The organism is Streptomyces sp. NPDC090045 (assembly GCF_044747975.1).
Lineage (GTDB): Bacteria > Actinomycetota > Actinomycetes > Streptomycetales > Streptomycetaceae > Streptomyces.
The window spans coordinates 1-23174 of sequence record NZ_JBIVFA010000028.1 but is presented as its reverse complement, the minus strand read 5'-3'; the positions used below and the strand labels follow the sequence as shown (position 1 = coordinate 23174).

The window sequence follows — 23174 nt, the reverse complement described above, 5'->3', positions numbered from 1 at the left end:
ATCCCCCGCCTCCCCACGCCACCAGGCGAGATTCCCCCGCGTGCTGAGGGAGTCGGGGTGGTCCGGACCCAACACCCGCAACCGGTCCTCCAACAGCTCGACGTACGCAGCAGCGGCGCCAGCCGCATCCCCCGCCTCCCCACGCCACCAGGCGAGATTCCCCCGCGTGCTGAGGGAGTCGGGGTGGTCCGGACCCAACACCCGCAACCGGTCCTCCAACAGGTCTGCATACGCGGCAGCGGCGCCAGCCGCATCCCCCATCTCCCCGCGCCACCAGGCGAGATTCCCCCGCGTGCCGAGGGTGTGGGGATGGTTCGGACCCAGCACCCGCAACCTGTCCTCCAACAGCTCGGTGCAGGCGGCGACGGCGCCGGCTGCATCCCCCACCTTCCCCCGACACCAGGCGAGATCACCCCGCGTGCTGAGGGTGTCCGGATGGTCCGGGCCCAGCACCCGCGACCGGTCCTCCAACAGCTCGGTGTACGCAGCAGCGGCGCCAGCCGCATCCCCGATCTCCCCACGCCACCAGGCGAGATCGCTGCGCGTGCTGAGGGTGTCCGGATGGTCCGGGCCCAGCACCCGCGACCGGTCCTCCAACAGCTCGGTGTACGCGGCGACGGCGCCGACTGCATCCCCTGCCTCCCCCTGCCACCAGGCGAGGTTGTTCCGGGCGGTGAGGGTGTCGGGGTGGTCCGGGCTGAGGCGGTGTCGGGCTGCCTCGGTGAGGTGGTGGTAGTGGTCGCGGGCGGCGACGACTTGGCCGGTTTCACCGAGGCTTCTGCCGGTGCGGTACAGCACTGGATGGGCGTTGGGCCGGTACAGGGCGTCTTCAGCGTGGCTGGTGAGGGCGGTGGTGTTGGCTCGGAGGGTCTGGGCGAGGTTGGTGTCGCTTGGGATGTCGGGCCATGCCGCCAGGAGGGCATCCGCGGCGGTACGCGCAAGCCGGTCATGCTGCTCGGGCGTGAGGGTGTCGCGGCTGGCGCGTTGGATGAGCTGATGGACGCGTACGGTGGGGTACAGGCCGTCAGAGGTGTCCTTGACCAGGCTCAGGCGATGCAGGGATCGCAGCGCACCTTCCGCATCGTCAACGCTCACCCGTACGGGCTCTCGACGGCGTTTCCGCTTCCAAACCCATCCCCTTCGTAGGCCCGGCTCTGGGCCGTTGTCGTTCCTTGTGCGGTATTCGGCGAGGTGGGCGAGGGCGGGTTCGCTGGTCAAGACGATGCGCGGGATGCCGTTGGGGTCGAGCAGAGCGGCCAGTTGGAGCATGGGCCAAGCCAGGCCAGTGGGGTGTAGCTGGTCGGCGCGTTCTATGGACAGGGACCAGGCGGCGGCCACGGTGACGGGCTGGTCGTCGGGCAGTGCACCGGCCTCGGGGAAGAGGTGGGCGAGTTTCCAAGCGTGGGCGGCCAGGCGGCGGCGGTAGTCGGCGCAGGCGAGGCCGGTGTCGACGGTGTAGGCGGCGGCCTGGGAGAGGGCCAGGGGGAGGTGTCCGAGGTCGGATGCCAGGGCGGTGAGCTGGTCGGCGGGTTCCCGGCGGCCGTGTGCGGCCAGGGAGGCAGTGAGGTAGGCGGCGGCTTCGGCGTCGGTGAACAGGCCGACGTCGATCCGGCAGCGGTTTTCCCCGGTGAGGGCGGCCTCGCGGCGGCGGGTGGTGACGAGCGTGCGGCCGTACGGGCTGGCAGGTGGCCACACGCCGTGCAGATCGGCGGGATCGGCGACGTCGTCCAAGACGATCAGCCACCGGCACATCACTGCTTGGGCCTTGGGCGTGAGCCAGGCGCGGAAGGATTTTGCGGCTTGCTCCGGGTCGGTGGGGTCGGCCTGGCACAGCTCGACGCCGGCTTGAGCGTATGCGGTCACGATGGCGGTGCGGGTGCTCGCGGTGATCCAGACCAGAACATCCAGTTCGCCACTCTCCCAGGCGGTGTGTGCATAGTCGGCGGCGAGCTGGGTCTTGCCCACCCCGCCCATCCCGGTCAGGACCTGGCACAGCACCGCCGTGCCCCCGCCCTCCACCACGGCTCGCAGCCGCCCCGCCTCGGAACGGTGCTGGAAGGACTGCGCCCGTGGCGGGATGACGCCGACCTGGTGCGGCCAGACGGCCGGTGGTCGCGTGGGGGAGAAGTAGTTGTTCTGCGTGTTGCGGTCGCCGTACTGGTTCGCGGCGGGGCCGTGGAAGGTGTTCTCGACGCTCCGGGGTCCGTGCCCGGGGTTGCCGGTAGGGCTGTTCAGGACCCGGTCCCGAAATGGTTGTCCTGCCGGTTTGCGTTCCCGGTCTGGATCACGGTAGGGCCATGAAAGGTACCCGAGACTGCACCCCCGCCACCCGTGTGCGCGCTCTGCTCGGCAACCAAGTCGCGCAACCCGTCGGCAAGCAGGGCGCGTTCCTCCACGTCGCTCGCACTCTCCAGCAGCGCCTCGAAGCGGGCCTGCCAGGACGCCTCCTGGCGTATCCGCATCCGTTCCGCCTCTGTTGGTTCCAGAGCCTGCAGGTCGGCGGCCGTCTGGTCCAGGCGCTCCAGCTCCACGGACTCGCGTGTCCGGTCACCCCGGCCCAGCAGCCGGGCCACCCTAGACCGCAACCCGTTCCACACGTCGGTGCCCGCGGCCTGCACCACCGCGGCGCCGCCCGCCGCGGCCAGTGCCGCCAACGTCGCTTCCAGCATCCCAGCCCCCCTCGCTCGCGCCTTCAGTCCTGCGACCGTACCGCCACCCCAACACGCCCGTAACGACTACGCGAGAACAGGCCCCGCCACGGCTGCTGCCTCTACGCCAATCCGACGTGCTGCCGCCGGGCTACTCCGTTGCCCCTCCGGCGAGTAGTGCGGGAACTCCTGAGCGGAGCGAACGACATTCACCGTTACAGCTCTCCGCCTCTCCGTGATCGCTTACACGGCCAAGCGGGGCTACGAGGCCGCTGACCCCAACCCCGCTCCGTCTCGAACCCTGCCCCGGGCGCCTGTCCCGACCGACCTGGTGACCTGGCACCGTCCGGGACTGCGTCAATGAACCGCTCGCACGCGTGGCCGGGGTCGGCGCTCGGACCCACGAGAATCACCCGGCGAGTACACCAACGCATTCCCAACGGCGCGGCGGTTGCGGTGCTCTCTCCGGTACCGCTCGAAGGTGGACTTCGCCAGTGCGAAGCCGTCCAGTTTCCACGTCGGGAGAGGAAGATCGATCAGAGCGGCTTCGAGTTCGCTCGGGATGTCGATGAACACGCGGAGCTTCCTGTCTCTTGGGGTTCTCGGAGAGCCGTCCGGGCGTCGAAGGCGGTACGACAACGGGTGAGTCTCGTGGGGCCGTGGGGTCATCGGGATGCCGAACGGGTGAACCGCTCGGAAGATCGAGCTTCGGGTAAACATCCGATGAGCGCGACGCCTTGGCGGGGGTCCCGTCGGGGGTCCCGCCCTGACAACAGCTCTCAGCCGGACACGCGGAGTGCTTGACTGATTTGGTGACCGAGCACACTCATCCACTGGCCCACCAGCGCGCGGTACAGGGCCTGACACGGCTCGACTTGGCGAACCTCATCTGCGCGGCGGCGCAACGCCGCGACCTGCGCTCGGGCACCGACAAGCACCGGGTCCGGAAGTGGGAGGTCCTGGGGGTCACCCCAGAACCCGAAACGCAGGTCTATATCGCGGAAGCGTTGGGCCTGCCCGCCACCCTGGTCGACTCCGCCCGGTGGCCGAACTGGTTGCCCGCAGGCGCCGGAGGCGTCGTCCCGCTCGGACCGTTCAGCACCGTCATCGCCCTGCGAGAGGCCCTCAACACCGCCATGGAACGCCTGGAACGACGCACTGTCCTCGCCATCTCCGGCGTCGCCCTCACCACGCTGGCCGCAACCTGGGCCGCCGGAGGAGGAACCGCGCTCGCCGCACGTAAGGAAGGAGACAAACTCGTCGGCCAGGACACGGTCACACTGCTGGAGAAGACCAGCCGAGAACTGAACAGCCTGGCCACCGAACAGCGCCAGCACGTCGCCGGCCTGCTGGACGCGCACCTGGACACCGTTACCAACCTCATCGCCCACGGCCAATACGACCGCCCCACCGGCCAGCGCCTTCACGTACTGGCCGCGTCCCTCGCCCAGACCGTCGCGTGGCACCGCTTCGACCAGGGCCACCACACCGCCGCCAGCAAGCTCTGGGTCGCCGGCCTCCACAGCGCCCATGCCACCGACGATCCCGACCTCGGTGCCGCCATGCTCGGCGATCTCGCCTACCAAGCTGCCTGGCGCAAGGACCACACCACCGCCGCTGGCATCCTCCAGCACGCCCTCACCCGCACCCGCACCCCGCTGCCCGTTCCCTCCTCAACCTCCGCCTCGCCCGCACCCTCGCCGCCCAGGGGAACAAGCGGCCTGCCCTGCGAGCCCTGGCTGCCGCCGAACACCACCTTGGCGCCTCTTCCGCTCGGCCGCTTCCGACCTGGTGCGCGTAGCTGTCCGAGGCCGACCTCGCCGTCGACTCCGGCCAGGCCCTACTTGACCTTGGAGACGCCCGCCGAGCCCACCAGCTCATCGGCGAGGGACAGACATTCCTGCCCCCGGCCCGAGCCAAAACCCGGGGTGTATTCCTTGCGTACGAAGCATCCAGCTACCTCAGGCTGGGAGAACCCGAACGGGCAGCCGAAGCCGCCCGGGAGGCACTCCAGCTCTCGCGCAGGATCGGTGCACCGCGCTGCGAGCAGCTGGTTCAAGACCTTGTGCCCCAGTTCGAGCCCCACCCGACCGCGGCCGGCGTCCCCGAACTTCTCGCCCTCGCGGCAGCCTGACCCAGCTGGGTGCGGTGGCACACGACCGCCGGTCTGCGGCAGGCGAGCGCCCCGAAGGCCCGGTGGCTTCACTCCGGCCATCCACCACGTCCAGGGCGCGGCGGTACTCAGAGAAGAACATCCGCGGGGTCGTCGGCAGCCACGTGGCGCGGGACGGGGTACGCGTTGCCGTCGAGGGCGCGGACCAGCTTCCCGGCGTAGACGTGGTGGTCCGTGTCATCCACGGCAGCGCGCATTGACTCCTCGGTCCCGGCCATTCGGGCGAAGCCAGCAGCGAACTCAGTCTCCCCTGTGCGCGATCCAGCGAGCGTCCTTGTACGCGGTGAGCAGGCTGGTGACGTCACGGCGGGCGGACATCCCGAGCCCCCCGGAAGGTCACCGGCTGGATCATGAGACCCCGCGAGACCCTCACCGACCAGCAGGAACAGCGCCTCCTCAAAGTCCGGCTTGCCTGCCCGGACATCACCCGGGCCTGCGACCTCGCCCGGGCCTTCACCGACCTGGTCCGCAACCGCCGCGGATCCTTCCTGCTCGAATGGATCCGCCAAGCCGAGCAAGGCGCCCCGAAACCGATGAGCGACTTCGCAGGCTTCACTCACGAGATCCTTCGGGATGGCCGGGGCCCATGCGAGCAGTCGCTGCAGGGCGCGCTCCGGAGGTGGAGCGCGACGCGACCGGGGTCCGTTCCAAGGTGCTCGTCCAGATATGACGAGACGCATCCCACGAAGCCAGTCGTGGCCTGTATCTCCCAGTCGTCGCAGACGCCGGCCAACCACGCCGGAGCGTCAGCCACCGCCATTGCTGCCTGCGCCGAGATGTTGAGCTGTGGTCGGGCGCCACTGTGGAGGGGCCAGCTGGTAGCCAGCCAGGATCAACAGCGCAACGGGCGCGCACCTAAGCAGTGCAAACCCCCTCTCGGCCCTGCCCGTCACGAAACGGCAACACCGGTTACGCCCTTCCCCAAGAGACGGTCAGATGGTGCTCCTCACGCACCCCAGGGGATCCTATGAACCGAGCCACCCACGCCGCTGCAGCCGTCATCACCGCCGCACTGCTCGCTGGCTGTAGCACCGCCACCAGTACACCCAAGGCCGCCCCCAGCGGACAAGCCGCCCCCGCGCCGGCCACAAGCAAAGTCACGGCCGACGCCGCCAGCGCCTTCGCCGTCATCTCCGCCGCCGTACCCTCCGCAAAGCTCAGCGGCACAGTCAGTGCCGAGAACGACCCGAACCACCTCCTCGGGCGCCCCCACCAGTACACGTCGAAGATCACGTTCACCGACGGGCGGATCCCCGCCGACCAGACCGATGGCCACAAGCCCGGCGACGTCGAACTAGGCGGCAGTATCGAGACTTTCCCGAACGCAGCGAACGCCAAAGCCCGCCACGACTACATCCAAACCGTCACCAAGGGCATCCCCACCCTCACCGAATACGACTACCTCCACGGCGCAACGTTGGTCCGCGTCAGCCGGCTCCTCACCCCGGCACAGGCAGCCGACTACGAGAAAGCCGCCACCAAGCTCCCCTAATCGAACGTCAGAACACATCCCCATCGACCTCGCCACCCTGGCAGCGAACAGCAGCACGCTAAAGCCCTACAGTCCCGCAGAGGAGGGCCTGACGGGGAGAACAGTTCGGCAAGCCGTGGACACCGCGAAGGTGAACCGTTAGTCCTTCTTAGACCGCCATGGTCGATCACCAGGGTTGAGCAGCGTCTCGGGTGCCTGCTCACTCTGCCGCCGCTGCCCCGCAGTAGACACGCCCACGAAAAGGATCATCACGGCGCCGACCACAGACAGCGGCCAGAAGGTGAAGAACCCCACGATCAACAGCAGCAGTCCAACCGCTAGCAGACCTCGCGCCCAGTCCGGACTTTGTTGCTCAGCCATGTTGGCTCCCTCCATAGAGAGGGCACACGGTACGCGGGCGGAGGTGGCCGCGTGGGCCAGACGATTCGCCTGGAGGACGGCCGCGCTCTCGTTCCGCACAGACGACTGGGATCCGAACAACGCGGTTCGCCAGGCCTTCGAGACCGGCCGCGAGCGGGGGTTCCCTCTCCGCCCTCGAGGGTGCGGTACGGATCCTCGTCACGGCGGCCGTCGCGGAAGGCGGTGCTTGCGCTGGAGCTGGCGCCGCCGCCCGTCGCTGATGTCGAACGGTTGTGGATCGTGGACAGAACCCTGGCCCACGAACCGCCCGCAGAACGCCCGCGCGACTGCTCTGGGCGACCGGGGTCAAACCCGTGATCGCCCGCCGCGGCGTCCCACATGGCTCCGGCCTCGACGTCTACCGGTGGGTCGTGGAACGGACCCGCCTGGCGACGGTCACCTTCAGGTGACAGCCGGCCCGGCTCTTGGTGATCACGGCCCCGGCTTCGACCGCCAAGTCGACGCCGAACTCGACGGTGATCTGGTTGGGGTGAGCCCGGCGTAGCAGGCCAAGGGTGGCACGGACAGCCTCCGTGACCGGCTCCAGGACCCCTTCCAGAGTCACTGGCAACTCGCGTACGGCGTCACCGATGCGGCCAGCCTTCACCGGACCGTCCCACTCGGCCTGCTGCTCGACCAGAATGCAACCTCCGCCGTCCAACGGAATCCGGGTCAGAGCTGCCAACACGCCTCCGTCGTCGATCGTGGCCCCGCACCTGGGATCTTGGCCAGCATGCTCTGCACATCCGCACGCTGGAGCGACGCCTACGCCGATGGCTGTACCTGTCCCGATCACCCGGAAGGACAAGGCCCACCTTGGACTGACCGCTGTGAGCTGGCCTCAATACGCGCCTGTGCCGTTCATGACATTTGACGGGTGTGGTGGTGGCTCTCAGGCATATTGACAGCCCTCCGCGCCGTCATCGTCGTCATCGAGACCGGCTCGTCGTCGCCCTCCAGGAGAAGGGGGACCTCACCACCCCTGCCGTGCGTCGGGCCTTCGAGGCAATGCCCCGCCAGGTCTTCGTTCTGGGTGATCGCCCGCTGAAGTGTCCGCCGGCCGGACGAGGCCTCCTACTCCCTCACCTACTGCCCGGCCGAGACCACCCTGAACGAGCTGATCCGCATCGCGGGGAGCGGGTGGGCGGTCGAGGAATGGTTCCAGAGTGCGAAGCAGGAGTGCGGCCTGGACGACTACCAGCTCCGCCGATACGACGGCTGGCACCGCCAAATGACTCTCGCCATCGCCGCCCACGCCTGCCTCACCGTCCTGCAAGCCCATGAACTCGATACCGGGAAAGCAGAAAATGATCCTCTCAACCCCAGCTGATGCCTCTCACGCTCCCCGAACTCAGACGCCTGATCAGCCGGCTCACCCGGCCCCGCCCGAGCATCAACCACATCCTGCACTCCGACGACTACAGTGCCAAGCCCGCATCAGCCACTACAAACGACGCGGCCATACACCACCCGAAGCCGACGAAGCATCAGTTCGCCAGAAAACTAGTTCAATCCATCGCCAAGGCAATCGTTGGTCCCGACACCTGGGACAAGATCCGCTGAGGTGCAGGCAGAACAACGCCCGCGGCACCCTCAACCCCGACCAGTGGCGCGACACTGCCTGAAGGCCACACCCTCGGCCGCCCCCTCGCCGTCGCATGCTCGGGGCCGGGCCAGGCCGAAATCCTGCCGATCGCCGCGCCAAGGCTGAGCAGTCCGCGGCCGCACCGCCGCTCATGGCTGTACTGGTCACGGTCCTGGCGTGCCGCAGCCATGCGCTTGGGTCGCGTACAGCCGCAGTCGGCGCAGGTGGGGTTGACGTGCCTGACCCGCGACCGGAGCGGCTGCTCGAGGTTCCTGCCGCCCGAGACGGCACGGTCTTGCTCAGGAGCTTTGGGTGAGGTGAGGTCATTGCCGGTTCGGTTCTGCCTGGTTGTCATCTCGGCCGGTCCTTGCCCAGCCTCGCCCGTGTGCTGGCCGTGCCTCGTGCGGCCGGGTCATCACTTGGCCACAGGCCAAGGAGGTCGAGCAGCTGCGCGAGGTCGTCGCAGTCGATGGCACGGTCGGCGACCGCGCGGCGCGCGGCGTCCCGGTCCACGGAGCCCACAGAGGCCAGCAGGGTTGATGCCTCCGTCGAGGAGAAGGGATCTTTCATGGCGTGATGCCACCACAGGCGGCATCACCTGGCAGGGTGCACTGCTCCAATCGGCCTTGACCCGGCTCCGCAGGCAGGAGACGGCGGGCGTTGATGGTTGTGCAGTCCTTATGCCCCGTGCTTCTGTGTCGCCGCCATTCCCGGCCCCTACGTTCACGTGTCTCCATGGGCAAGATTGCCGCCGGTCTCCTCGACGACGCCGACGGGACCGGCTATGAGAGAAGGCTCTACGTCCATCCCTGAGCCCGGCCAAGGCTTCATCAGCGGGCCGGACCGCAGGCGCGTCACGTACGGCCAGCAGCCCGCTCCACCCGCCCGCGATGCGAGCCACGTGGCGATCTACAGGCTTCACCGGCTGCGCTTCGGCAGTCGGGGCACGCCACGGCCAGCACGGTTGGGGAGCCCGGGGACAACGCACTCACACATCGCCTCTTGCTACACCGGGGACGGGGTCCTGCGCCACGGGCCGTCGTAGAGGCCGCCGCAGTCCTGGCAGCGGGCCGTCAGGAACGCCGACGCCGGGGTGTTCGCCTCGCAGGGCTTAACCACCTCGACACCATCGGGGAATACAACGTGCAAGGTCGGGGCCTCGCAGGCGCAGGGACCGTTCCTGCGGGTGCCGGCGGTCGGCTGCTGGGGGATCGACACGTTCAGCAGGCTCGGCACCGGCGCGGTCGGGGCAGGCGGATTGAAGTCGAGAGTGAGCGTCACATACCGGTCGCTGACATCCCAAGGCGGCGGCGGGGCCTGCGCCAGGAACCGGGTCCGCCGCTCCCAGTTGGTGAACACCAGCACCGACGCCGCGAGTACCCGGGAGCCAGCCTGGGCCGGGTCGGGGTCGATGACCGCGACAGGGTAGGCAGAGTCGCCCATCAGCGGGACACCGCCCGCGTACCGGGCATCGCCGATGCTGCGCCCGACGTGGTCAGCGCGGAACCCCTTCTGCTGCAGCGCGTCCATTGCCCAGCCCGCGGTGTCCTCGCCCGCTTCCCCAAGGCGGGGCAACGCAACCCCGGCGGCCCGGCGCTTGCGCTCGACAACCGCCAAGACCCGGCGCACCATGCGACGGGTTATCTGCTGAAGCCGAAGACGCCGTTCCTCCGCATCGCTGAGCCGCCACGACGGCCCGGCCACCTGCTCCTCCTCATCCAGCCGGGCGTCCAACAGGGCATCTTCCTGCCAGCGCCGGGCGTCGGCTACCTGCGCCGCCTCCTGCGCCCGGCGCTGTTCCGTTTCCTCCCGAGCCCGAGCCGACTCCTGCGACTCCCGGTAGTCGGCCGCCGCGCGCAGGCATCGGGAATCCACCCACAGCACGTCCAGCGCAAGGCCTGCGGCCCTGCGCTCCGGGCTGTACGACACCATCTGCCCGTTGAAAACACGGCGCAGGAACTCGGCCAAAGTCATCGGACCGGCCTTCACCCACTCACCGGCCATGAACCGGGCCAGACCCTCCACCACCATGACCACGTCGTGGACCTCGCCCACACGCACGGACGGCACCACACCCAGCCACGGTGCCCGCCGATAGCAGAACCACACCGACGGCACCCCGTCTTCAAGCATCCGCTCCGACCGGCCCCGGATGTCGTCAGCAGTGATCGCGGCCAGCTGCGCCTCCAGCGCGATCCGCCACTGCCCGCCCGCATCGCTCGCCAGCACGTCCGCTCGCCACACCCCGCCCGGACCGGGCACCTCGGCCTCGGCGACCGCGCCGGCTTCCCGCGCCGCCGTCAGCAGACACCACTTCAGATAGAGGTGATCAGGCGACTCCTCTCCTACCGGGCAATCCTCCGGCGCGCCGGGTTGATGCGCGAAGTGCGGTGCCCTCCGCCGCGATAATCGGGCGTGCATCGGCCACCCGCAGCCCCCGCACGTCAGCCGCGACGGCTTCACCTTGTAGACGTCCCCCCAGGCACGCCCGCATCCCAAATCAGGCAAGTACGAGTGGACCTGCCCCCATTCAGCGTGTTCAGCATGGAACATCACGATCACCCCCCTCGGGGCCACGGCTACCCGCAGCGGCCTGCAGACCGAGACCGCCCGCAGCCAAGCCCACCCCCTTCAACCACTTATCCCTGCCAACAACTACCCAGTTATCTCGCGGCGTGATCGCGGGCGGGCACGCGATCGACTTCAGCGGTCCCACTTCGGGCTCAGCGGGTGCTGTGGAGCGGCGCGGAACACGGAATCGGGTTCCGTAGAAGCCATGGCTAGAGCTTTCGTATGCATGTGTTGGTGTACAAGGTCGTCTGCAGAGCGAATGCGAGGTCGTGTGGAACACGACTCCCGCGAAGTCGTCAAGCTCTGCCCGTCTCCCCTGGTTCCGCGGCCCGTGGAGGTCTGCGGGTTTCAGTGGATCGCCTTCGCGGCGGGATACCGGCAGCGAGGAAGGAGCGTCCGGCCGTCCCCGACAGGGCGGTAGGCATCGGAGCACGCTGGAGCGCTGATCAGCCAGCATGCGGGACGGTCCAGCGCCAACTTACGACGAACCCCGCGCCGAAGCCCCGCCACCGTGCGGGGCTTTCGCACGTCACAGGAACGTCACAGCCACCTCACTCCATCCACACATCGGACACCATGGCGCGATGCGCACACACCACACCGCCGCTCTCGCCGCCACAGCCGCCACACTCCTCGCCCTCACCGCCTGCAACCCCCAGACCACCGACACCAACAAGCCCGCCGCGCCCAGCACGCCCGTCCCCGCGGCCCCGGCGCCCGCCAGCTCCGCGCCCACCGCGGCGAAGACCGCCACCCTCCCCAACTTCGTCGACAAGGGCCTCCAGACCGCCCAGGACGAGGCGCAGGCCGCAGGGTTCGCCATCCTCAAGTCCCACGACGCGCTCGGCCGCGACCGGCTCCAGGCCCTTGACCGGAACTGGAAGGTCTGTAGCCAGACCCCGACCGCCGGCGCGAACGTCGACACCGGTACGACCGTGGACTTCGGCGCCGTGAAGCTGGAGGAGTCCTGCCCGGCCGCCGACGCGCCCGCCCCGAAGCCCGCGGGCAGCACGATGCCGGACTTCGCCGGGCAGGGCATGAAGGCCGTCCGAGGGGCGCTGCCGTCCAACGCGAGCATCACGGTGAAGGACGCGCTGCAGAGCCGCATGGTGCTGCAGGAGTCGAACTGGAAGGTGTGCTCGCAGGATCCGAAGCCGGGGACAGCACTGACGGGGCAGCCTGTGTCGTTCAAGGTCGTGAAGACGGAGGAGTCCTGCCCGTAGGTTTTGCACCCAGTTGCAAAGCCGGTGGGGCGTGTGCCCCATCATGGGCCGCAGATCCTGCGTGCCCGGCCACGGAAATCCTTCGTCAGCCCTGCCACCGCGCGGGGCTGACGCATACCCAGACCCCCGCCGCCCGGCCCGGACTCCCGCACCTCAATGCCGGCCCAGCCCGGCCTTCCAAGGAGGAGGTGTTGATCCCCTTCTCGATGACATGCAGCCCAACGCCGCGCTCGCGCAGGTCGGCGCCGAGGGTCACCAGGTGCAGAACGGAGCGGGAGAGCCGGCCGAGCGGTGTGACCTTCAGCGTGTCGCGTTCACGTAGCAGCTGAAGGGCAAGGTCCAGCTTCGGCCGACTTCCCGGGTCGGAGACGGTTGAGCCGCTTGCGGATGTCCTCCACCTGCTTGCGTTGGCCGGCGTTGGTGGCCAGGCCCTCGGCGAGGGTGATCGCCTCGGCGAAGGGGTAGCGGGCATTGGGCAGATGTCTCGCAAACTTAAGGTTTCCGGCGATCGCGCAGACGGCGTCGTGGATCCCCCCTATGACCGCGCCCCGGGTGCTTGCACGTCCGACAAGGCTGATCACCCGGTCGAATTGTTCGGTAACCGCGTACAGGGCAGCCAGCGTGCGCAGCGCGTTCTGGGTCGGCGTAGACGGGTCGATCGCCGCCGCGACCCGCTCGCGCAGGCTGTCAAAATCGTCGGTGTCGAGGCTGTAGGCGAGCAGCGCCCAGCGTGCACCGTCGGCCGGGGCGACCCGGTGGTAGCCGCGACCGTGCTCAGGGGAGGCCAGCTCGCTGACGATGGTGTCGAGGATCGGCGTGATGTCGGTGTGGCTGTGGATGTTGCGGCCCATGTGCATGGCGGCGTGACGAACGGCCAGTTCTTCCTGTCCAAGGCCGTCGAAGAGCGCGAGAAGGCATGGCACCGACAGCGGGATGCGAAGATCGATGCGGTGGACCTCCGACGGCGCCACCTGCCGGAGGCGTCGGACAAGGTCCGGATCGTCGGTGCGGCACGCGTGGATCAGCAGGGCCTTGCTGATGTTGTGGTGGTTTTCCCCACGTAGATGGGCGGGCTCGGTCGGCTCGTTGATGAATGCCTGCGGGTCGCCGAGCAGGTCGACCAGCTTGGCGGTGTCATCGGGGGCGATCGCCGCTCCGGCGTGCACCGCCCTGACGACGCCGCGCGCTTGGTCGCGCACATAAAGCGCGCTCGGGCCGCCATACCCCTCGAGCAGCAACTCATCGGCAAACACGCATTCGGAAGCGGGCAGGGAGCTGGTCACTGCATGACCCTATGGCATGGGAATCAAGTCGAACTTCGTGATCGCTACCGCGCCCGGGTCCCGCTGGAGAGTCCCACGAACGACGCCGCTCCGACGGCCGCAACTGTCTCCTTCACTGCCGCCGCAGCGGCACTGGAGGCCATCAACCAGTCCGTGAAGGACGCGCGTCCATCCCCTGAGCGAACACCGAAGACGACAGCGCCGCTCGCGGCTGGTTCCGGCCCGCACCCGGCCCTGGCCGCACTGCTGATGCTGGGCGAGGTCCGCGAGGAGCTCGCGGGCTGGGAGAGCGGGCTGATCGAAACCGCCCGCGGCGAGGGCGCGAGCTGGGCGGACCTCGCCGGACCCCTCGGAGTCGCCAGCGGGCAGGCCGCCGAACGCCGCTACCTGCGCCTGCGCCTGCGCCTGCGCCCCGGAACCCCCGGAAGCACCGGCGAAGAACGCATCCAGGCCACCCGCGCAGCCGACCGAACCGTCACCGCCTGGGCCCGCGACAACGCAGCCGACCTCCGCCGCCTCGTCGGCCAGATCACCTCCCTCGCCAACCTCCCCGCCAGCGCCCAGGACGCCGTCAGCGACCTGGCTGCGGAGCGGCGGGCATACCCGAACTGGGCAGTGCCGCGGTCCTGCTCTACCGCTGGACCGTCGTCCACGAGAGCCTCACCCCCGCCACCCTGGCCCGGGCCGCCGCCGAGACGGGAATCGGCGAGCACGAGAGCCACCGGGCACTGGACTCCCTCCTCGACGCCTGCCTCCTCCAGGAACTGCCGGTCGCCGGGTGCTTGCTGCTGGCGTGGTTGGGGGTGGTAGGCCTCCGCGACGCATCCGCGCGAAAAAGACCAGCCCCGATGACGGAACCGCAGGGAGGACAGGGCCGCAAGGCCATAGCTGTGGGGGCGGGCATGTCGTTGGCGAACCCATGGAACGTTGTCTACTGGTCGGGCGCAGCGAGTCGTTTGAACTGGTGGAGCAGGGCGAAGGTCTGTTCCACGACGTAGCGGAGCTTGCCCATGCCCTTGATGTTCGGGGCTCCTTTGTGGGAGATGACGGGCAGGATCCGGCGTTTTCGCAGCTCATCGCGGTTGGGGTTGGAGGCAGTGCACCTCGTCAGCGGCCCGGCACGCGCCGGCGTGAAGCTGTATGAGCGCCGAGGTCACCATGTCGCCGGGGGCCCGCGTGGACTGGTTCACCCCTGAGCCCACCGCCTCGGCGTAGTTGAAAGTGAGCAGGCAGAGGTCGAGGCTGCGCCCCCAGTGCCTGCGGAGCCGCCGCCCGAACAGCTGGCGGCGCCGCATGATCCAGCCGAGCGTGCGTGGGGCCCGCCGGACCGTGTAGGCGGTGTGGTCGTCGATGATGCGCTGCGTCCTGAACTCTCCGGGCGGCACAGTTTTTCCGCTTCCAGAGATCAGACAGCGACTCCCGGACCCTGTCTGGTTCGCGCCCTTGACGCCCCGGCGGACGCGGACGAGCGTCATACGCAAATACGCGCAACTCGCTGGACAGGGGAGATCGTCGTGGCGCTACGGTTCGTCGGGATGGACCCCAACACCGGGGGCGATGGATCGCCGACCGTGTGGGTGGACGAGGAGAAGCAGGAGATCGTCATCCAGGGATGGAAGCTCGACCCGGTGACGACGGACGAGATCGCGGGGACCGAGTGGGTCCCTGGCCACCACAGGGGCATACCTGACCACGAGATCGTGGTACGGATCCCGGCCCGGATGATCCAGATACTCAGGGAGGCGTGCGATGACGCAGAACGTGCCGGACTTCGTGACGATGCTGAGGGCGGCTGAGCGAAGCGCGGTCCACCTGGAGATGCGCGACGTGTACAGCGTGGGCGACGAGGTGGCGGAGTTCGAGGAGTTCAAGCGCACCGGCCACATCGACCTCGACCCCACCGCCGCATGGTGGCCAGCATGGCTCGGGATCGTCAGGGAGACCGTGGGCCGCGGCGTCGTGATGCGCCGAGCCCGCATCATCTCCGAGCCGGTCACCGACTACATCCGGTGGGAACACGCCGCCACACCACTGAACATCGACGCCGGGGAGCAGGTGCGCTGGCTCCCGCGTCGACAGGCGTCGGACATCGCGCTGCCCGGAAACGACTTCTGGCTGATCGACGACACGTTGGTCCGCTGGAACCACTTCACCGGAGTCGGCGACTGGGACGACCCGAAGTACTCCGTCTCTGACGACCCCGCCGTGATCAAGCTGTGCGAGACGGCGTTCGAAACGGTGTGGGAGCGCGGCATCCCGCACGACCAGTACACCGTCTGAGCCGCCGGACAGCTCATGCCCACCTCCCCGTCCTCCAGCGCCCAGGCGGCCCGTGAAGCCCTCGCCGTACGCCTGTCGCACCTTCGCAAGGATGCTGGCCTGACCGGGCGTGAGCTGTCCGCCCGGTGCGGCTGGCATCCCGCCAAGACCACACGCATCCAGAAGGGCGAGGCTCCTCCCTCCGACACGGACATCCGCGCCTGGTGCGCTGCCTGCTGCGCCGAGGAGCAGATCGAGAACCTGATCGCCATCGCCCGCGCCGTCGACTCCATGTACGTGGAGTGGCGCCGCCTGCACCGCGACGGCCTGCGCACCATGCAGCAGAACGTCAACAGCCGCCACGAGAAGGCCCGCGTCTGCCGCACCTACGTCTCCAACGTGATCCCCGGCTACCTCCAGACCCCGGCGTACGCCACCGCGCTGCTGACGAGCATCACCACCTTCCAGGGCACCCCCAACGACGTTGCCGAAGCCGTGGCCGCACGCGTCGCCCGCAGCCGCTTCCTGTACGAGGGCGGACACCGGTACGTCGTGCTGATGGAGGAGTCGGTGCTGCGTGCCCGCTTCGGCGGCGCCGACGCCATGGCCGCCCAGCTCCGCCACCTGCTCACCGTAATGCCGCTCGCATCTGTCTCCCTCGGCGTCATCCCGTTCAGCGCCCCGCGTGTCATCTGGCCGCTGGAGGCGTTCTACGTCTACGACGACCGGCACGCCGTGGTCGAGACGCTCACCGCCGAGGTCAACATCACGCAGCCCCGCGAACTCGCCGACTACGCACAAGCGTTCGCCGGTCTTGCGGAGATGGCCGTCCACGGCGACAACGCTCGCGCCCTGATCACGACCGCGATCGACGCCCTCGGATGAATTTCCGCAATTAGCCGCAACTTTGTTGAGGCCGTCATTGCCTCGTTCCTACGGTGAGGACACGCCGCCTAGGGGTAACCGCGCTACCCCCGGGCATCTCCCCCGAAGCAGCAGGGCACCGGACCGTCCCGTGTCGCACGGTGCCCTGCTGCCACCCACACCGGAGCAGGAGTGACGCCCCATGCCCGAGAACCTCCCCCGCCGTCCGCTCGCCCGCCAGATCGAGGACCAGCCCGAGTACGCCCCCTGGGACGACCCGTTCTGTAGTCCCGATCCCAGCCCCGCCCTTCAGGCCCGCGCCGAACGCGGCTGGGAGAAGTTCCTGCGCCTCGCCGGCCGCGCCCTGGCCGAGGACGGTAAGGCATGAGCAGGCGCCCCACCTGGCTCTACGAGGGGGCGAGGATCTTCGATCCCAGCCGGGACCGTGAGGGCGTTGTCCAGTTCATCGGCGAGTGGGAGGACCCCACCACACGCCGCGTCATCCCGGAAGCTGTGTTCCTGCGCCCCGAGGGCGGCGGTGTGGAATGGGTCATCGCCGACCACCAGGCCCTTCGCCAGGCAGACGCCCGCTGACACCTCGCACCACCGACGTGTGGAGTGCCGTGGAACCGACCGATCTCGCCCGTCTCACCTCGTACTTCGAGACCGTGGCCCGCGCCTTTGCCTGCGACTCCGCACCGGCGTCGCTGCTGATCACCCATCTGCTGCCCGAGCGTCCCGCGTTCGTCCGCATGCCGGAACCAAAGCCCAGCTCCTGCGGCAGGTACTCCCACTGGATCCCGGTATGCAGCACGAACAGGATCCCGCACAGTGCCTGCCGGTCCGGCACCCGAGGACGACCCTCCGCCTGCTTCGCCGCCGGCTCAGGCAACAACGGCTCGACGAGCGACCACAGTTCATCCGACACGATCCACGGCCGCGACTGACGTTTCCCCACGACCAGATCAACGACCATCCGAACCGAAAGTCACATGATCAATAGCTTCTGTTAGGACCCCTTAAGGCCTTTAACGAGGAGGTGACGATCCGGAGACGGTTGAAGCAGACGCAGTCCTCTGCACACAACCCCTATAGCGTCCTGGATATGAACGATCCTAAGAGCTGTCCCGTTACTCCTGGCCACGGCGCCCCGCTTCGGCCAGCTTGACGACTCCTGGCAGAATGCCGTTCATGACTGCATACCGAAAGGCCCATGCCGCGTAGACGGCCAGGTGCGCTTCGCACCCGACACCTTGGGCGGCCGCGTACGTGGGACAAGCCGCCGCCGGAACGGATCCACGGGCTCTCTGTCCACACCAGCATCGCAATCCACCGCGTCGAAGAACTCGGCTCGAACTTCCTCTACCCCGGCGCCATCGACCAGGCACTGCGACGGTATGAAGCGTTCCTCGGGCCTCCGGGACGTCCGCCCCTCTACCCGCAAGACGAAGAGTGTGGCTGCCGGGGCCACGCCCTTGACGATGTCAGGCATGCCAGGGATCTCCTCGAAGCAGTTCTTGCGCACCTGCCACCGCGGGCTCGCGCCGAGCTTAGGCGCCGATTGATGGCCCTGGACTGGGTGTTCCTCAAGCGCACTCTGCCCGACCCCTTCGCCGATCGACGGCCCTGGAACGGTGACGTGTGGTGGTACCACCGTCTTCATAAACCCCGTGGCGGGTAGCGCCACCTCACCCGGCCAGGTTGAGGCCCTCGCTCAGTGCAATGGTCCCGTTGTGGCTGGTGTGATCACGGCGTCGGAGCCGTCCTGGATAGCCCCGTTCACCGGGCTGAGCCCGCGTACCTTCGGGAAGCTGGTGACGGTTCTGCGGCGCGAGGGTGCGGACGCGGTCCGCAAGGGCCGGCCGTGGAGCCTTCCGCTGGAGGACCGGGCACTGCTGGTCGCAGCGTACTGGCGAACAAACTTGACGATGCGCCAGCTGGCGCCGCTGTTCGGGGTGTCGCGACTCGCGAAAGGAGCGGCGCTCTACTGGAGACTGCGCCGCAGCCAAACGGCAGGCCAATCTCATCGAGGATGATTCCCCAGGGCTTGGGCAAAGTGACGAATCGTCTGATTGGTCACGGCCTGCGGTGGGCGGACCAGCTGGACGTCGAGCAGGCACGGACTTCCTAGCCGGAGGCCGGAGAGGCCCAGTCAGTTCCGGCTGCCCCCGGACGGCGGTTTTGTCGTAGTCGAGCAAGACAGCGGCACCGTCGGTGTACGGCTGCCCAGAGCCGCAAGGCGGGACGGTGAGGTTGGGTTGCGGACCCTACGGTGCTCGGCCGAAGCGGCGGGATCGTGATCGCCCCTCTGCCTCCGGCAAGAGCTCTGCGAAGGTGGCTCTGACTTCCCGCGCGGTGTCGGCGAAGGTCTCCGGATCGGCGGCGGCGAGGCGCTGGTAGATGACCATGCTCTCCGACAGGGTGTTCAGGACATCCGACATGTCGTCACTCATGTTGTACTTCGACAAGCTCAAGGCGTACAGCGCTTGGGCGAGGCGCGGCAGGTGGGCAGCCGGGTCCGCTCCGGCCAGGCGTTTCAGGATGTCGACGGCTTGCTCGACGGCGAACCGGGCTTCCAGTTCCCAATCGCACGCGGAGAGCATCATGCACCGTTCGAACAGGGCGTGCGCGAGTCCCGCTTCGTGCGCTGCGGGATCGGCCGCGACCAGCCGACGACGGACGGCCACCGTCTCCGTGGTGATCGGCAGGGCCTCGGCGTAACGCTCCTCCGACTGCAGCAGGGTGCTGAGGCGGCCCAGCACGGTCGCCAGGCGCTCATCATGGGCCGCAGGGTTCCCGGCGGCGAGCTTTCGGTAGATCCCGGCCGATTCGTCAGTGGCCGCATAGGCCTCGGCCTGGTGTCCCGCGGCTACTTTGCAGGTTCCCAGGTTGAAGAGAGCCATGGCGAGCCCTGACTCGTGGGCAAGGCTCCATTTGAGGACGAGCTGACGCCACAGCGTCACGGACTCCTCGGCGGCGGCGAGGGCGTCGGCGAGCCGATCGGCCTTGAACAGGTGGGTGCCGTAGTTGTTCAGTGCCATGGCGAGGTCGAAGGTGTGGGCTGCCGGATTGACCTCTACGGTCCTTCGGAACCCGATCACGGCTTTCTCGGTCGCGGCAAGGGCCTCCTCCGTACGTCCCTGATCTGCCAGACGCGCACCGAGGTTGAGCTGAGCGGTGGCATCCTCACTCACATAGAAACGGACGCCGCCGGCGCCCAGGCGGTCCCTGGTGGCGGCGGACTCCTCTGCGGCGGCAAGGGCATCGGCCCCCCTGCCCACTTCGGACAGCCGTGTGGCGAGGTTGCCCAGAGCGTCTCCCAGACTCTGCTCGTCGTGGGAGGTGGCATGGTCACTTTCGATCAGCCGGCGGCTGAGTGCGACGGCCTCTTCGGCCGTCTCCAGCGCCTCCGCTCGCTGCCCGAGCTCTGCGAGGTAGGCGCCGTACCAGTTCAGTGAGGAAGCGAGGAGGGGCGCGTTGAAGAACGGGTCGGTGTCCGCGAGATCGCGCCAGATCTCCACGCCGTCACGGGCTATGTCGGCGGCCCACTCGTGGAAGCCGGCGCGGTACAGCCGCTCGGCGAGCTCGGTGCGGTACATGGCGTGCAGGCGGAGGTTGTCGGTGCGTTCGAGGCGCGGCCCGATGACGCGGTGCGTGATGGCGGCGATGCCTACGGCGAGGTCTGCGTGCGGTCCGTTGGGTAGCAGGGTTTCAATGGCCTCCAGGGCGTCGGTGTCGGCGCTCTCCTGCATGGCGAGTGCGAGCAGAGCGGCGTTGCCGGCCTGGAGGGCCAGCTGGGGGTATTGCTTCAGCAGCGGATAGAGGTAGTCGGCTCCGACGTGCGGCCATCGTTCCGCTGCCGCCGTCAGGGTGGGGATGGCGCGGGAGAGGTAGGGCGTAGGGGCGGCCTCGCCCGCAGTGGGCACGTTCCCGGTGGTGGCCCCGGTCCTCGCCGTGTGCGCGGCCTCGGCGGTGAGTAAAGTCTCTGCGGTCAGTACGGTCTCTGCGGTGGCCGGGGCCCAGGGGGCGGCCGGGTAGTCGGCCGTGTGCCCGGGCAGAGTCAGGGCGAGGAAGTCCTCGGCGAGGCGGTCGGGGTAGAGCGGTTCCAGGACAGTGAGGATCGTGGGGTTGGCGGGCGGGTAGCAGACGCCGTGATCGGCGAGGATCTGCGGCGCATCGTGCGCCAGGCCGAGGTCGCGCAGCATCGCCGCGCCGGTCGGTGCGGGGACGGCGCCCGTCAGAGCGGCGGCGAACACCACCTGGTTCATCACCTGCGGTGAGGTCCGGTAGGTACGCTCCGCCGGGTTCAGCTCATGGGTGCCGTCACCGTGCAGGCGGGCCCAGTGCAGGTGCTCACGGTCGAGGAGGTAGATGGTGAGGCCCGCCATGTCTGACGGCGGGCGGCCGCCGGTGGCTCGCGCGTCGACGGCGACCAGGGCAGCCATGTGGACGGCGAGGGTCAGCCCGAAGTCCTCGTGGCCCAGGGGCGCAGGCGGCGGGATGTCGCTCGGGTCGGCGATCCCGTAGAAGGGCGCGAAGCTGCTCCGCGCCGCTTCGTACATCTCGGCGCGTTCCTCGGAGCCGTCCGAGGAGAGCGGTGCGAGATGGTGGGCGGAGGTGCTCGCCTCGTGATTGGCCAGGGTGGCGCGCACGCCGGGCCAAGTGGCGCCGGTGCGGGCGAGGAGCAGGATGCGTGTCGGCATGCCGGGCTGGTGGAGCAAGGCGTTGCTGAACAGCCAGGACAGATGGGTCTGCGGCCAGCGGTCGGCGTAGTCGACGATGAGCAGCACCCCGCGGGCGTGGCGCAGTCGCAGGTCCTGGCTCCCCGGTGGCGGGTGGACGGTGCCGGGTCCGTGGGTCGCCGTGACGACCGTCCAACCCTGGTCGGCGGACCGGGCGGCGAACTCCGCGGCAAGCCGGGTCTTGCCCTGCCCGCCGGGCCCGTACAGCCACCGCGCTGCCAACCGCGGACGGCCGTCACGCCACTGGTGCAGCTGGGCCAGGTCTTCCTCGCGGCCGGTGAAGTCCGCCACCTCGTAACGTGCGTTGAGCATGCGGCTGGGTGACTCCAGCAACCAGTCCGGCTCCGGTGTCCGGGGCACGCGCCAAAGCTCCAGCAGGTACAGAGGGGTGCCGTCGCCGAAGACGTGGATGTCCGCGCCGATCGCGCCGTAGCCGAAGCCGGATTCGACGTGGACGACCTGTCTCGAACCCGGAGGCGCAGGGTCGCTCCCGTCCGCCTCAGTCACTGTTTCCGTCCCGAGCGGGTACCGGCTGGGGTACGGCGGGTGTGTGGTGGTGCACGGTGACGTTGCCGCCCTGGGCGCCGAAGGCCATGCCATGGTCCTTGGCGGAAACGTTCTGGAACCAGCTCGTCTTTTCCTCGCTGGGCAGCTGAGCATCCACGGACGCCACTAGGGCCCTGATCTCCGCCTCGGCCTCCGGGTACTCGCGAAGCAGGGCGACCAACTGAAGCCGCCAGCCACCCACGAGGTCCCTGCGCGCGGAGTCGGGGTCCGGCTCCTGCCGCACCAGCGCCGCTTCCCGATCCAACCGCGCTTCGAGAGCACGCTGGTCTTCCGGTTCGGAGCAACGGAACAACCGGATCGTCCCGGCACGGGCGGCGGCCCAGGTACTGGTGGCCATGGCACTCATGATGGTCGTCGCGCCAGTCATCGCAAGCGTCGTCAGGACTTCGTCCATGCGGCGTCTCCTTATGGCATGTGGGTGAGCGGCAACCAGCAGGGGCTGGTCAGCACAGCGATACGGCAGGAGGGCTCGACCTTGCCGTCCTACCGTCCGGCCTTGGCCCCCATCATGCAGACCAGTCCATGAGAATGCGGCCCGAATCGCAAAGATCCCGGCACGCGGGAGGCGCTCGAACGCGACTTTTGCCGACGGTAGTTGAGGTCACATTCGTTGGGGCGACGCCGGGCGAATTCCTCCGCACCTGCCCCAGACCACCCAGAACCCGGTCCTCGCCGAGGAGGTCCCGTCCACGGCGAGCCCCGGGGCTATCTGCGACAACAACGCGCTCAACCGCGACCCAGGACTTCGGAAAAGTCACGGCATACCCGGTTTGTGATCACGTGAGGGCGGCCGTCTGGGGGGTCTCGCGCGTTGTGTCGGAGGGCACTTGCGATGCCGTGGACACCTGCGAGTCGGAGTGCGCCGATGGCGAGGTAGCGCCAGGCGGCCATGGCTCGCGGTGCGTTGCCGGTGCGTAGTTGGGAGGCGTCCTCGGCGAAGGTGACGTCCCGGGATGTGGTGGAGGGCTTCGATGCTGATCGCCAACAGTGAGGTCACGCCGGCCAGTACAGCGGCTGCGGCCAGGGCGAGCACGTGGACCAAGGCGTGCCGGACCCCGCAGGGGTCGTGCGGGTCTGGGACTTCGGCGAGACGTTCCAGCAGGCCGAGAAGTACGTCCAGTCCGGCCGACAGCTCGTCGCGAAGTTGGTCAAGAGCAGGCGGGATCGTTACCGATGTGGCGGCGGACACGGTCTTCCATCGGGATCACGGGGCGTCCGAGAACTCCACGATCTTGGAAGTCCGTGCCTGCTTCACGTCCAGGCTGGTCCACCCCCCTAGGCCGTTTCCTTCAGATCATCGGATCGTTGGTTGATGTGTGTCGTTGACTGACGCCCAGTGGGCACGCATCGAGCCGTTGTTGCCGGACC

General features: G+C 68.6%; 23 protein-coding genes and 5 pseudogenes. 13 read left to right on the top strand and 15 right to left on the bottom strand.

The genetic code is table 11. From position 1 onward, the window contains the following. From ACIPYQ_RS40025 to ACIPYQ_RS40010, 4 genes are all read right to left on the bottom strand, one after another. The coding region (locus ACIPYQ_RS40025; RefSeq protein WP_401259548.1) for a tetratricopeptide repeat protein at positions 1–1974 on the bottom strand (1974 nt) is incomplete at its 3' end. A 257-nt stretch (positions 1975–2231) separates the two neighbouring features. Then, positions 2232–2669 carry a hypothetical protein gene (locus ACIPYQ_RS40020; RefSeq protein ID WP_401259498.1) on the bottom strand — a complete coding sequence of 146 codons (438 nt, stop codon included), beginning with the start codon at positions 2667–2669 and terminating at the stop codon, positions 2232–2234. Between the two features lie 758 nt (positions 2670–3427). Beyond that, complete coding sequence (locus ACIPYQ_RS40015) at positions 3428–4282, bottom strand: hypothetical protein (protein WP_401259496.1); 855 nt, start codon at positions 4280–4282, stop codon at positions 3428–3430. A gap of 607 nt (positions 4283–4889) precedes the next feature. Next, complete coding sequence (locus tag ACIPYQ_RS40010) at positions 4890–5018, bottom strand: hypothetical protein (RefSeq protein ID WP_401259494.1); 129 nt, start codon at positions 5016–5018, stop codon at positions 4890–4892. Between the two features lie 770 nt (positions 5019–5788). Here ACIPYQ_RS40010 and ACIPYQ_RS40005 point away from each other — a divergent pair. Further along, on the top strand, positions 5789–6313 hold the full coding sequence (locus ACIPYQ_RS40005; protein ID WP_401259493.1) for a hypothetical protein: 525 nt from the start codon (positions 5789–5791) through the stop codon (positions 6311–6313). Positions 6314–6451: 138 nt separating this feature from the next. On the opposite strand, the gene ACIPYQ_RS40000 is transcribed toward ACIPYQ_RS40005, so the two are convergent. Then, a complete protein-coding gene (locus ACIPYQ_RS40000; RefSeq protein WP_401259492.1) occupies positions 6452–6673 on the bottom strand; it encodes a hypothetical protein in 222 nt (73 codons plus the stop codon). A 323-nt stretch (positions 6674–6996) separates the two neighbouring features. Between ACIPYQ_RS40000 and ACIPYQ_RS39995 the strand changes: the two are divergent. After that, positions 6997–7095 (top strand): annotated as a pseudogene (locus tag ACIPYQ_RS39995) (IS5/IS1182 family transposase); the annotation flags it as partial. Here ACIPYQ_RS39995 and ACIPYQ_RS39990 read toward each other — a convergent pair. Next, positions 7071–7397, bottom strand: a complete 327-nt coding sequence (locus ACIPYQ_RS39990) for a CU044_2847 family protein (RefSeq protein ID WP_401259490.1) — start codon at positions 7395–7397, stop codon at positions 7071–7073. The pseudogene ACIPYQ_RS39995 and the gene ACIPYQ_RS39990 overlap by 25 nt on opposite strands. Positions 7398–7742: 345 nt before the next feature. On the opposite strand from ACIPYQ_RS39990, the pseudogene ACIPYQ_RS39985 reads away from it, so the two are divergent. Both ACIPYQ_RS39985 and ACIPYQ_RS39980 read left to right on the top strand, forming a co-directional pair. After that, a pseudogene (locus ACIPYQ_RS39985) lies at positions 7743–8042 on the top strand (IS701 family transposase); the annotation flags it as partial. Further along, complete coding sequence (locus ACIPYQ_RS39980) at positions 8042–8275, top strand: hypothetical protein (RefSeq protein WP_401259488.1); 234 nt, start codon at positions 8042–8044, stop codon at positions 8273–8275. The pseudogene ACIPYQ_RS39985 and the gene ACIPYQ_RS39980, both read left to right, overlap by 1 nt. A 373-nt stretch (positions 8276–8648) precedes the next feature. Here ACIPYQ_RS39980 and ACIPYQ_RS39975 read toward each other — a convergent pair whose 3' ends face one another. Continuing rightward, the gene (locus ACIPYQ_RS39975) at positions 8649–8867 is read right to left on the bottom strand and encodes a hypothetical protein (protein WP_401259487.1); all 219 of its coding nucleotides are present in this window, start codon (positions 8865–8867) and stop codon (positions 8649–8651) included. 435 nt (positions 8868–9302) lie between these two features. Next, positions 9303–10853 (bottom strand): competence protein CoiA family protein, encoded by a 1551-nt coding sequence (locus ACIPYQ_RS39970; protein WP_401259486.1) that lies wholly within the window; start codon positions 10851–10853, stop codon positions 9303–9305. A gap of 599 nt (positions 10854–11452) precedes the next feature. Here ACIPYQ_RS39970 and ACIPYQ_RS39965 point away from each other — a divergent pair. Then, positions 11453–12091: a hypothetical protein gene (locus ACIPYQ_RS39965; protein WP_401259484.1), complete on the top strand. Its 639-nt coding sequence runs from the start codon at positions 11453–11455 to the stop codon at positions 12089–12091. A gap of 85 nt (positions 12092–12176) precedes the next feature. Here the strand turns inward: ACIPYQ_RS39965 and ACIPYQ_RS39960 are convergent, their stop codons facing one another. Together ACIPYQ_RS39960 and ACIPYQ_RS39955 are read right to left on the bottom strand one after the other, a co-directional pair. Next, positions 12177–12416, bottom strand: coding sequence for a recombinase family protein (locus ACIPYQ_RS39960; RefSeq protein WP_401259547.1), 240 nt, complete (start codon positions 12414–12416; stop codon positions 12177–12179). Further along, positions 12406–13374, bottom strand: coding sequence for a hypothetical protein (locus ACIPYQ_RS39955; RefSeq protein WP_401259482.1), 969 nt, complete (start codon positions 13372–13374; stop codon positions 12406–12408). Before ACIPYQ_RS39955 ends, ACIPYQ_RS39960 begins: the two co-directional genes overlap by 11 nt. A 3-nt stretch (positions 13375–13377) precedes the next feature. Here ACIPYQ_RS39955 and ACIPYQ_RS39950 point away from each other — a divergent pair, with 3 nt between their 5' ends. Together ACIPYQ_RS39950 and ACIPYQ_RS39945 are read left to right on the top strand one after the other, a co-directional pair. Then, a complete protein-coding gene (locus ACIPYQ_RS39950) occupies positions 13378–14184 on the top strand; it encodes a hypothetical protein (protein WP_401259480.1) in 807 nt (268 codons plus the stop codon). Then, positions 14178–14372 carry a hypothetical protein gene (locus ACIPYQ_RS39945; RefSeq protein WP_401259545.1) on the top strand — a complete coding sequence of 65 codons (195 nt, stop codon included), beginning with the start codon at positions 14178–14180 and terminating at the stop codon, positions 14370–14372. The genes ACIPYQ_RS39950 and ACIPYQ_RS39945 overlap by 7 nt, the downstream gene beginning before the upstream one ends. Before the next feature lie 75 nt (positions 14373–14447). Here ACIPYQ_RS39945 and ACIPYQ_RS39940 read toward each other — a convergent pair whose 3' ends face one another. Beyond that, a complete protein-coding gene (locus ACIPYQ_RS39940; protein WP_401259478.1) occupies positions 14448–14759 on the bottom strand; it encodes a hypothetical protein in 312 nt (103 codons plus the stop codon). A 129-nt stretch (positions 14760–14888) separates the two neighbouring features. Between ACIPYQ_RS39940 and ACIPYQ_RS39935 the strand changes: the two genes are divergently transcribed. The 5 genes from ACIPYQ_RS39935 (at position 14889) to ACIPYQ_RS39915 (ending at position 17091) form a co-directional block, all read left to right on the top strand. Then, entirely contained in the window at positions 14889–15170 is a 282-nt protein-coding gene (locus ACIPYQ_RS39935) for a hypothetical protein (RefSeq protein ID WP_401259476.1), read from the top strand. Then, a complete protein-coding gene (locus tag ACIPYQ_RS39930; protein ID WP_401259474.1) occupies positions 15124–15654 on the top strand; it encodes a DUF6879 family protein in 531 nt (176 codons plus the stop codon). Before ACIPYQ_RS39935 ends, ACIPYQ_RS39930 begins: the two co-directional genes overlap by 47 nt. Before the next feature lie 15 nt (positions 15655–15669). Next, on the top strand, positions 15670–16518 hold the full coding sequence (locus tag ACIPYQ_RS39925) for a helix-turn-helix domain-containing protein (RefSeq protein ID WP_401259473.1): 849 nt from the start codon (positions 15670–15672) through the stop codon (positions 16516–16518). Positions 16519–16699: 181 nt separating this feature from the next. Then, positions 16700–16885, top strand: coding sequence for a hypothetical protein (locus tag ACIPYQ_RS39920; protein ID WP_401259471.1), 186 nt, complete (start codon positions 16700–16702; stop codon positions 16883–16885). Continuing rightward, positions 16882–17091, top strand: coding sequence for a hypothetical protein (locus ACIPYQ_RS39915; protein WP_401259469.1), 210 nt, complete (start codon positions 16882–16884; stop codon positions 17089–17091). Before ACIPYQ_RS39920 ends, ACIPYQ_RS39915 begins: the two co-directional genes overlap by 4 nt. Before the next feature lie 157 nt (positions 17092–17248). On the opposite strand, the pseudogene ACIPYQ_RS39910 reads toward ACIPYQ_RS39915, so the two are convergent. Then, positions 17249–17473, bottom strand: a pseudogene (locus ACIPYQ_RS39910) (transposase); the annotation flags it as partial. Positions 17474–18230: 757 nt separating this feature from the next. Here ACIPYQ_RS39910 and ACIPYQ_RS39905 point away from each other — a divergent pair. Further along, a pseudogene (locus tag ACIPYQ_RS39905) lies at positions 18231–18467 on the top strand (transposase family protein); the annotation flags it as partial. Between the two features lie 297 nt (positions 18468–18764). Here the strand turns inward: ACIPYQ_RS39905 and ACIPYQ_RS39900 are convergent. From ACIPYQ_RS39900 to ACIPYQ_RS39890, 3 genes and pseudogenes are all read right to left on the bottom strand, one after another. Beyond that, positions 18765–21746: a tetratricopeptide repeat protein gene (locus ACIPYQ_RS39900; protein ID WP_401259467.1), complete on the bottom strand. Its 2982-nt coding sequence runs from the start codon at positions 21744–21746 to the stop codon at positions 18765–18767. Then, positions 21739–22200: a hypothetical protein gene (locus ACIPYQ_RS39895; RefSeq protein WP_401259465.1), complete on the bottom strand. Its 462-nt coding sequence runs from the start codon at positions 22198–22200 to the stop codon at positions 21739–21741. Before ACIPYQ_RS39895 ends, ACIPYQ_RS39900 begins: the two co-directional genes overlap by 8 nt. Before the next feature lie 332 nt (positions 22201–22532). Further along, positions 22533–22782: pseudogene (locus ACIPYQ_RS39890) on the bottom strand (hypothetical protein); the annotation flags it as partial. Positions 22783–23174 lie beyond the last annotated feature (392 nt).

Coding starts and splice junctions, on each gene's coding strand:
- ACIPYQ_RS39965 (WP_401259484.1), top strand. CDS start 11,453: ATGCGCACACACCACACCGCCGCTCTCGCCGCCACAGCCGCCACACTC.
- ACIPYQ_RS40005 (WP_401259493.1), top strand. CDS start 5,789: ATGAACCGAGCCACCCACGCCGCTGCAGCCGTCATCACCGCCGCACTG.
- ACIPYQ_RS40000 (WP_401259492.1), bottom strand. CDS start 6,673: ATGGCTGAGCAACAAAGTCCGGACTGGGCGCGAGGTCTGCTAGCGGTT.
- ACIPYQ_RS40020 (WP_401259498.1), bottom strand. CDS start 2,669: ATGCTGGAAGCGACGTTGGCGGCACTGGCCGCGGCGGGCGGCGCCGCG.
- ACIPYQ_RS39930 (WP_401259474.1), top strand. CDS start 15,124: ATGACGCAGAACGTGCCGGACTTCGTGACGATGCTGAGGGCGGCTGAG.
- ACIPYQ_RS39980 (WP_401259488.1), top strand. CDS start 8,042: ATGCCTCTCACGCTCCCCGAACTCAGACGCCTGATCAGCCGGCTCACC.
- ACIPYQ_RS39895 (WP_401259465.1), bottom strand. CDS start 22,200: ATGGACGAAGTCCTGACGACGCTTGCGATGACTGGCGCGACGACCATC.
- ACIPYQ_RS39975 (WP_401259487.1), bottom strand. CDS start 8,867: ATGAAAGATCCCTTCTCCTCGACGGAGGCATCAACCCTGCTGGCCTCT.
- ACIPYQ_RS39950 (WP_401259480.1), top strand. CDS start 13,378: ATGACCCTATGGCATGGGAATCAAGTCGAACTTCGTGATCGCTACCGC.
- ACIPYQ_RS39925 (WP_401259473.1), top strand. CDS start 15,670: ATGCCCACCTCCCCGTCCTCCAGCGCCCAGGCGGCCCGTGAAGCCCTC.
- ACIPYQ_RS39920 (WP_401259471.1), top strand. CDS start 16,700: ATGCCCGAGAACCTCCCCCGCCGTCCGCTCGCCCGCCAGATCGAGGAC.
- ACIPYQ_RS40010 (WP_401259494.1), bottom strand. CDS start 5,018: ATGCGCGCTGCCGTGGATGACACGGACCACCACGTCTACGCCGGGAAG.
- ACIPYQ_RS39915 (WP_401259469.1), top strand. CDS start 16,882: ATGAGCAGGCGCCCCACCTGGCTCTACGAGGGGGCGAGGATCTTCGAT.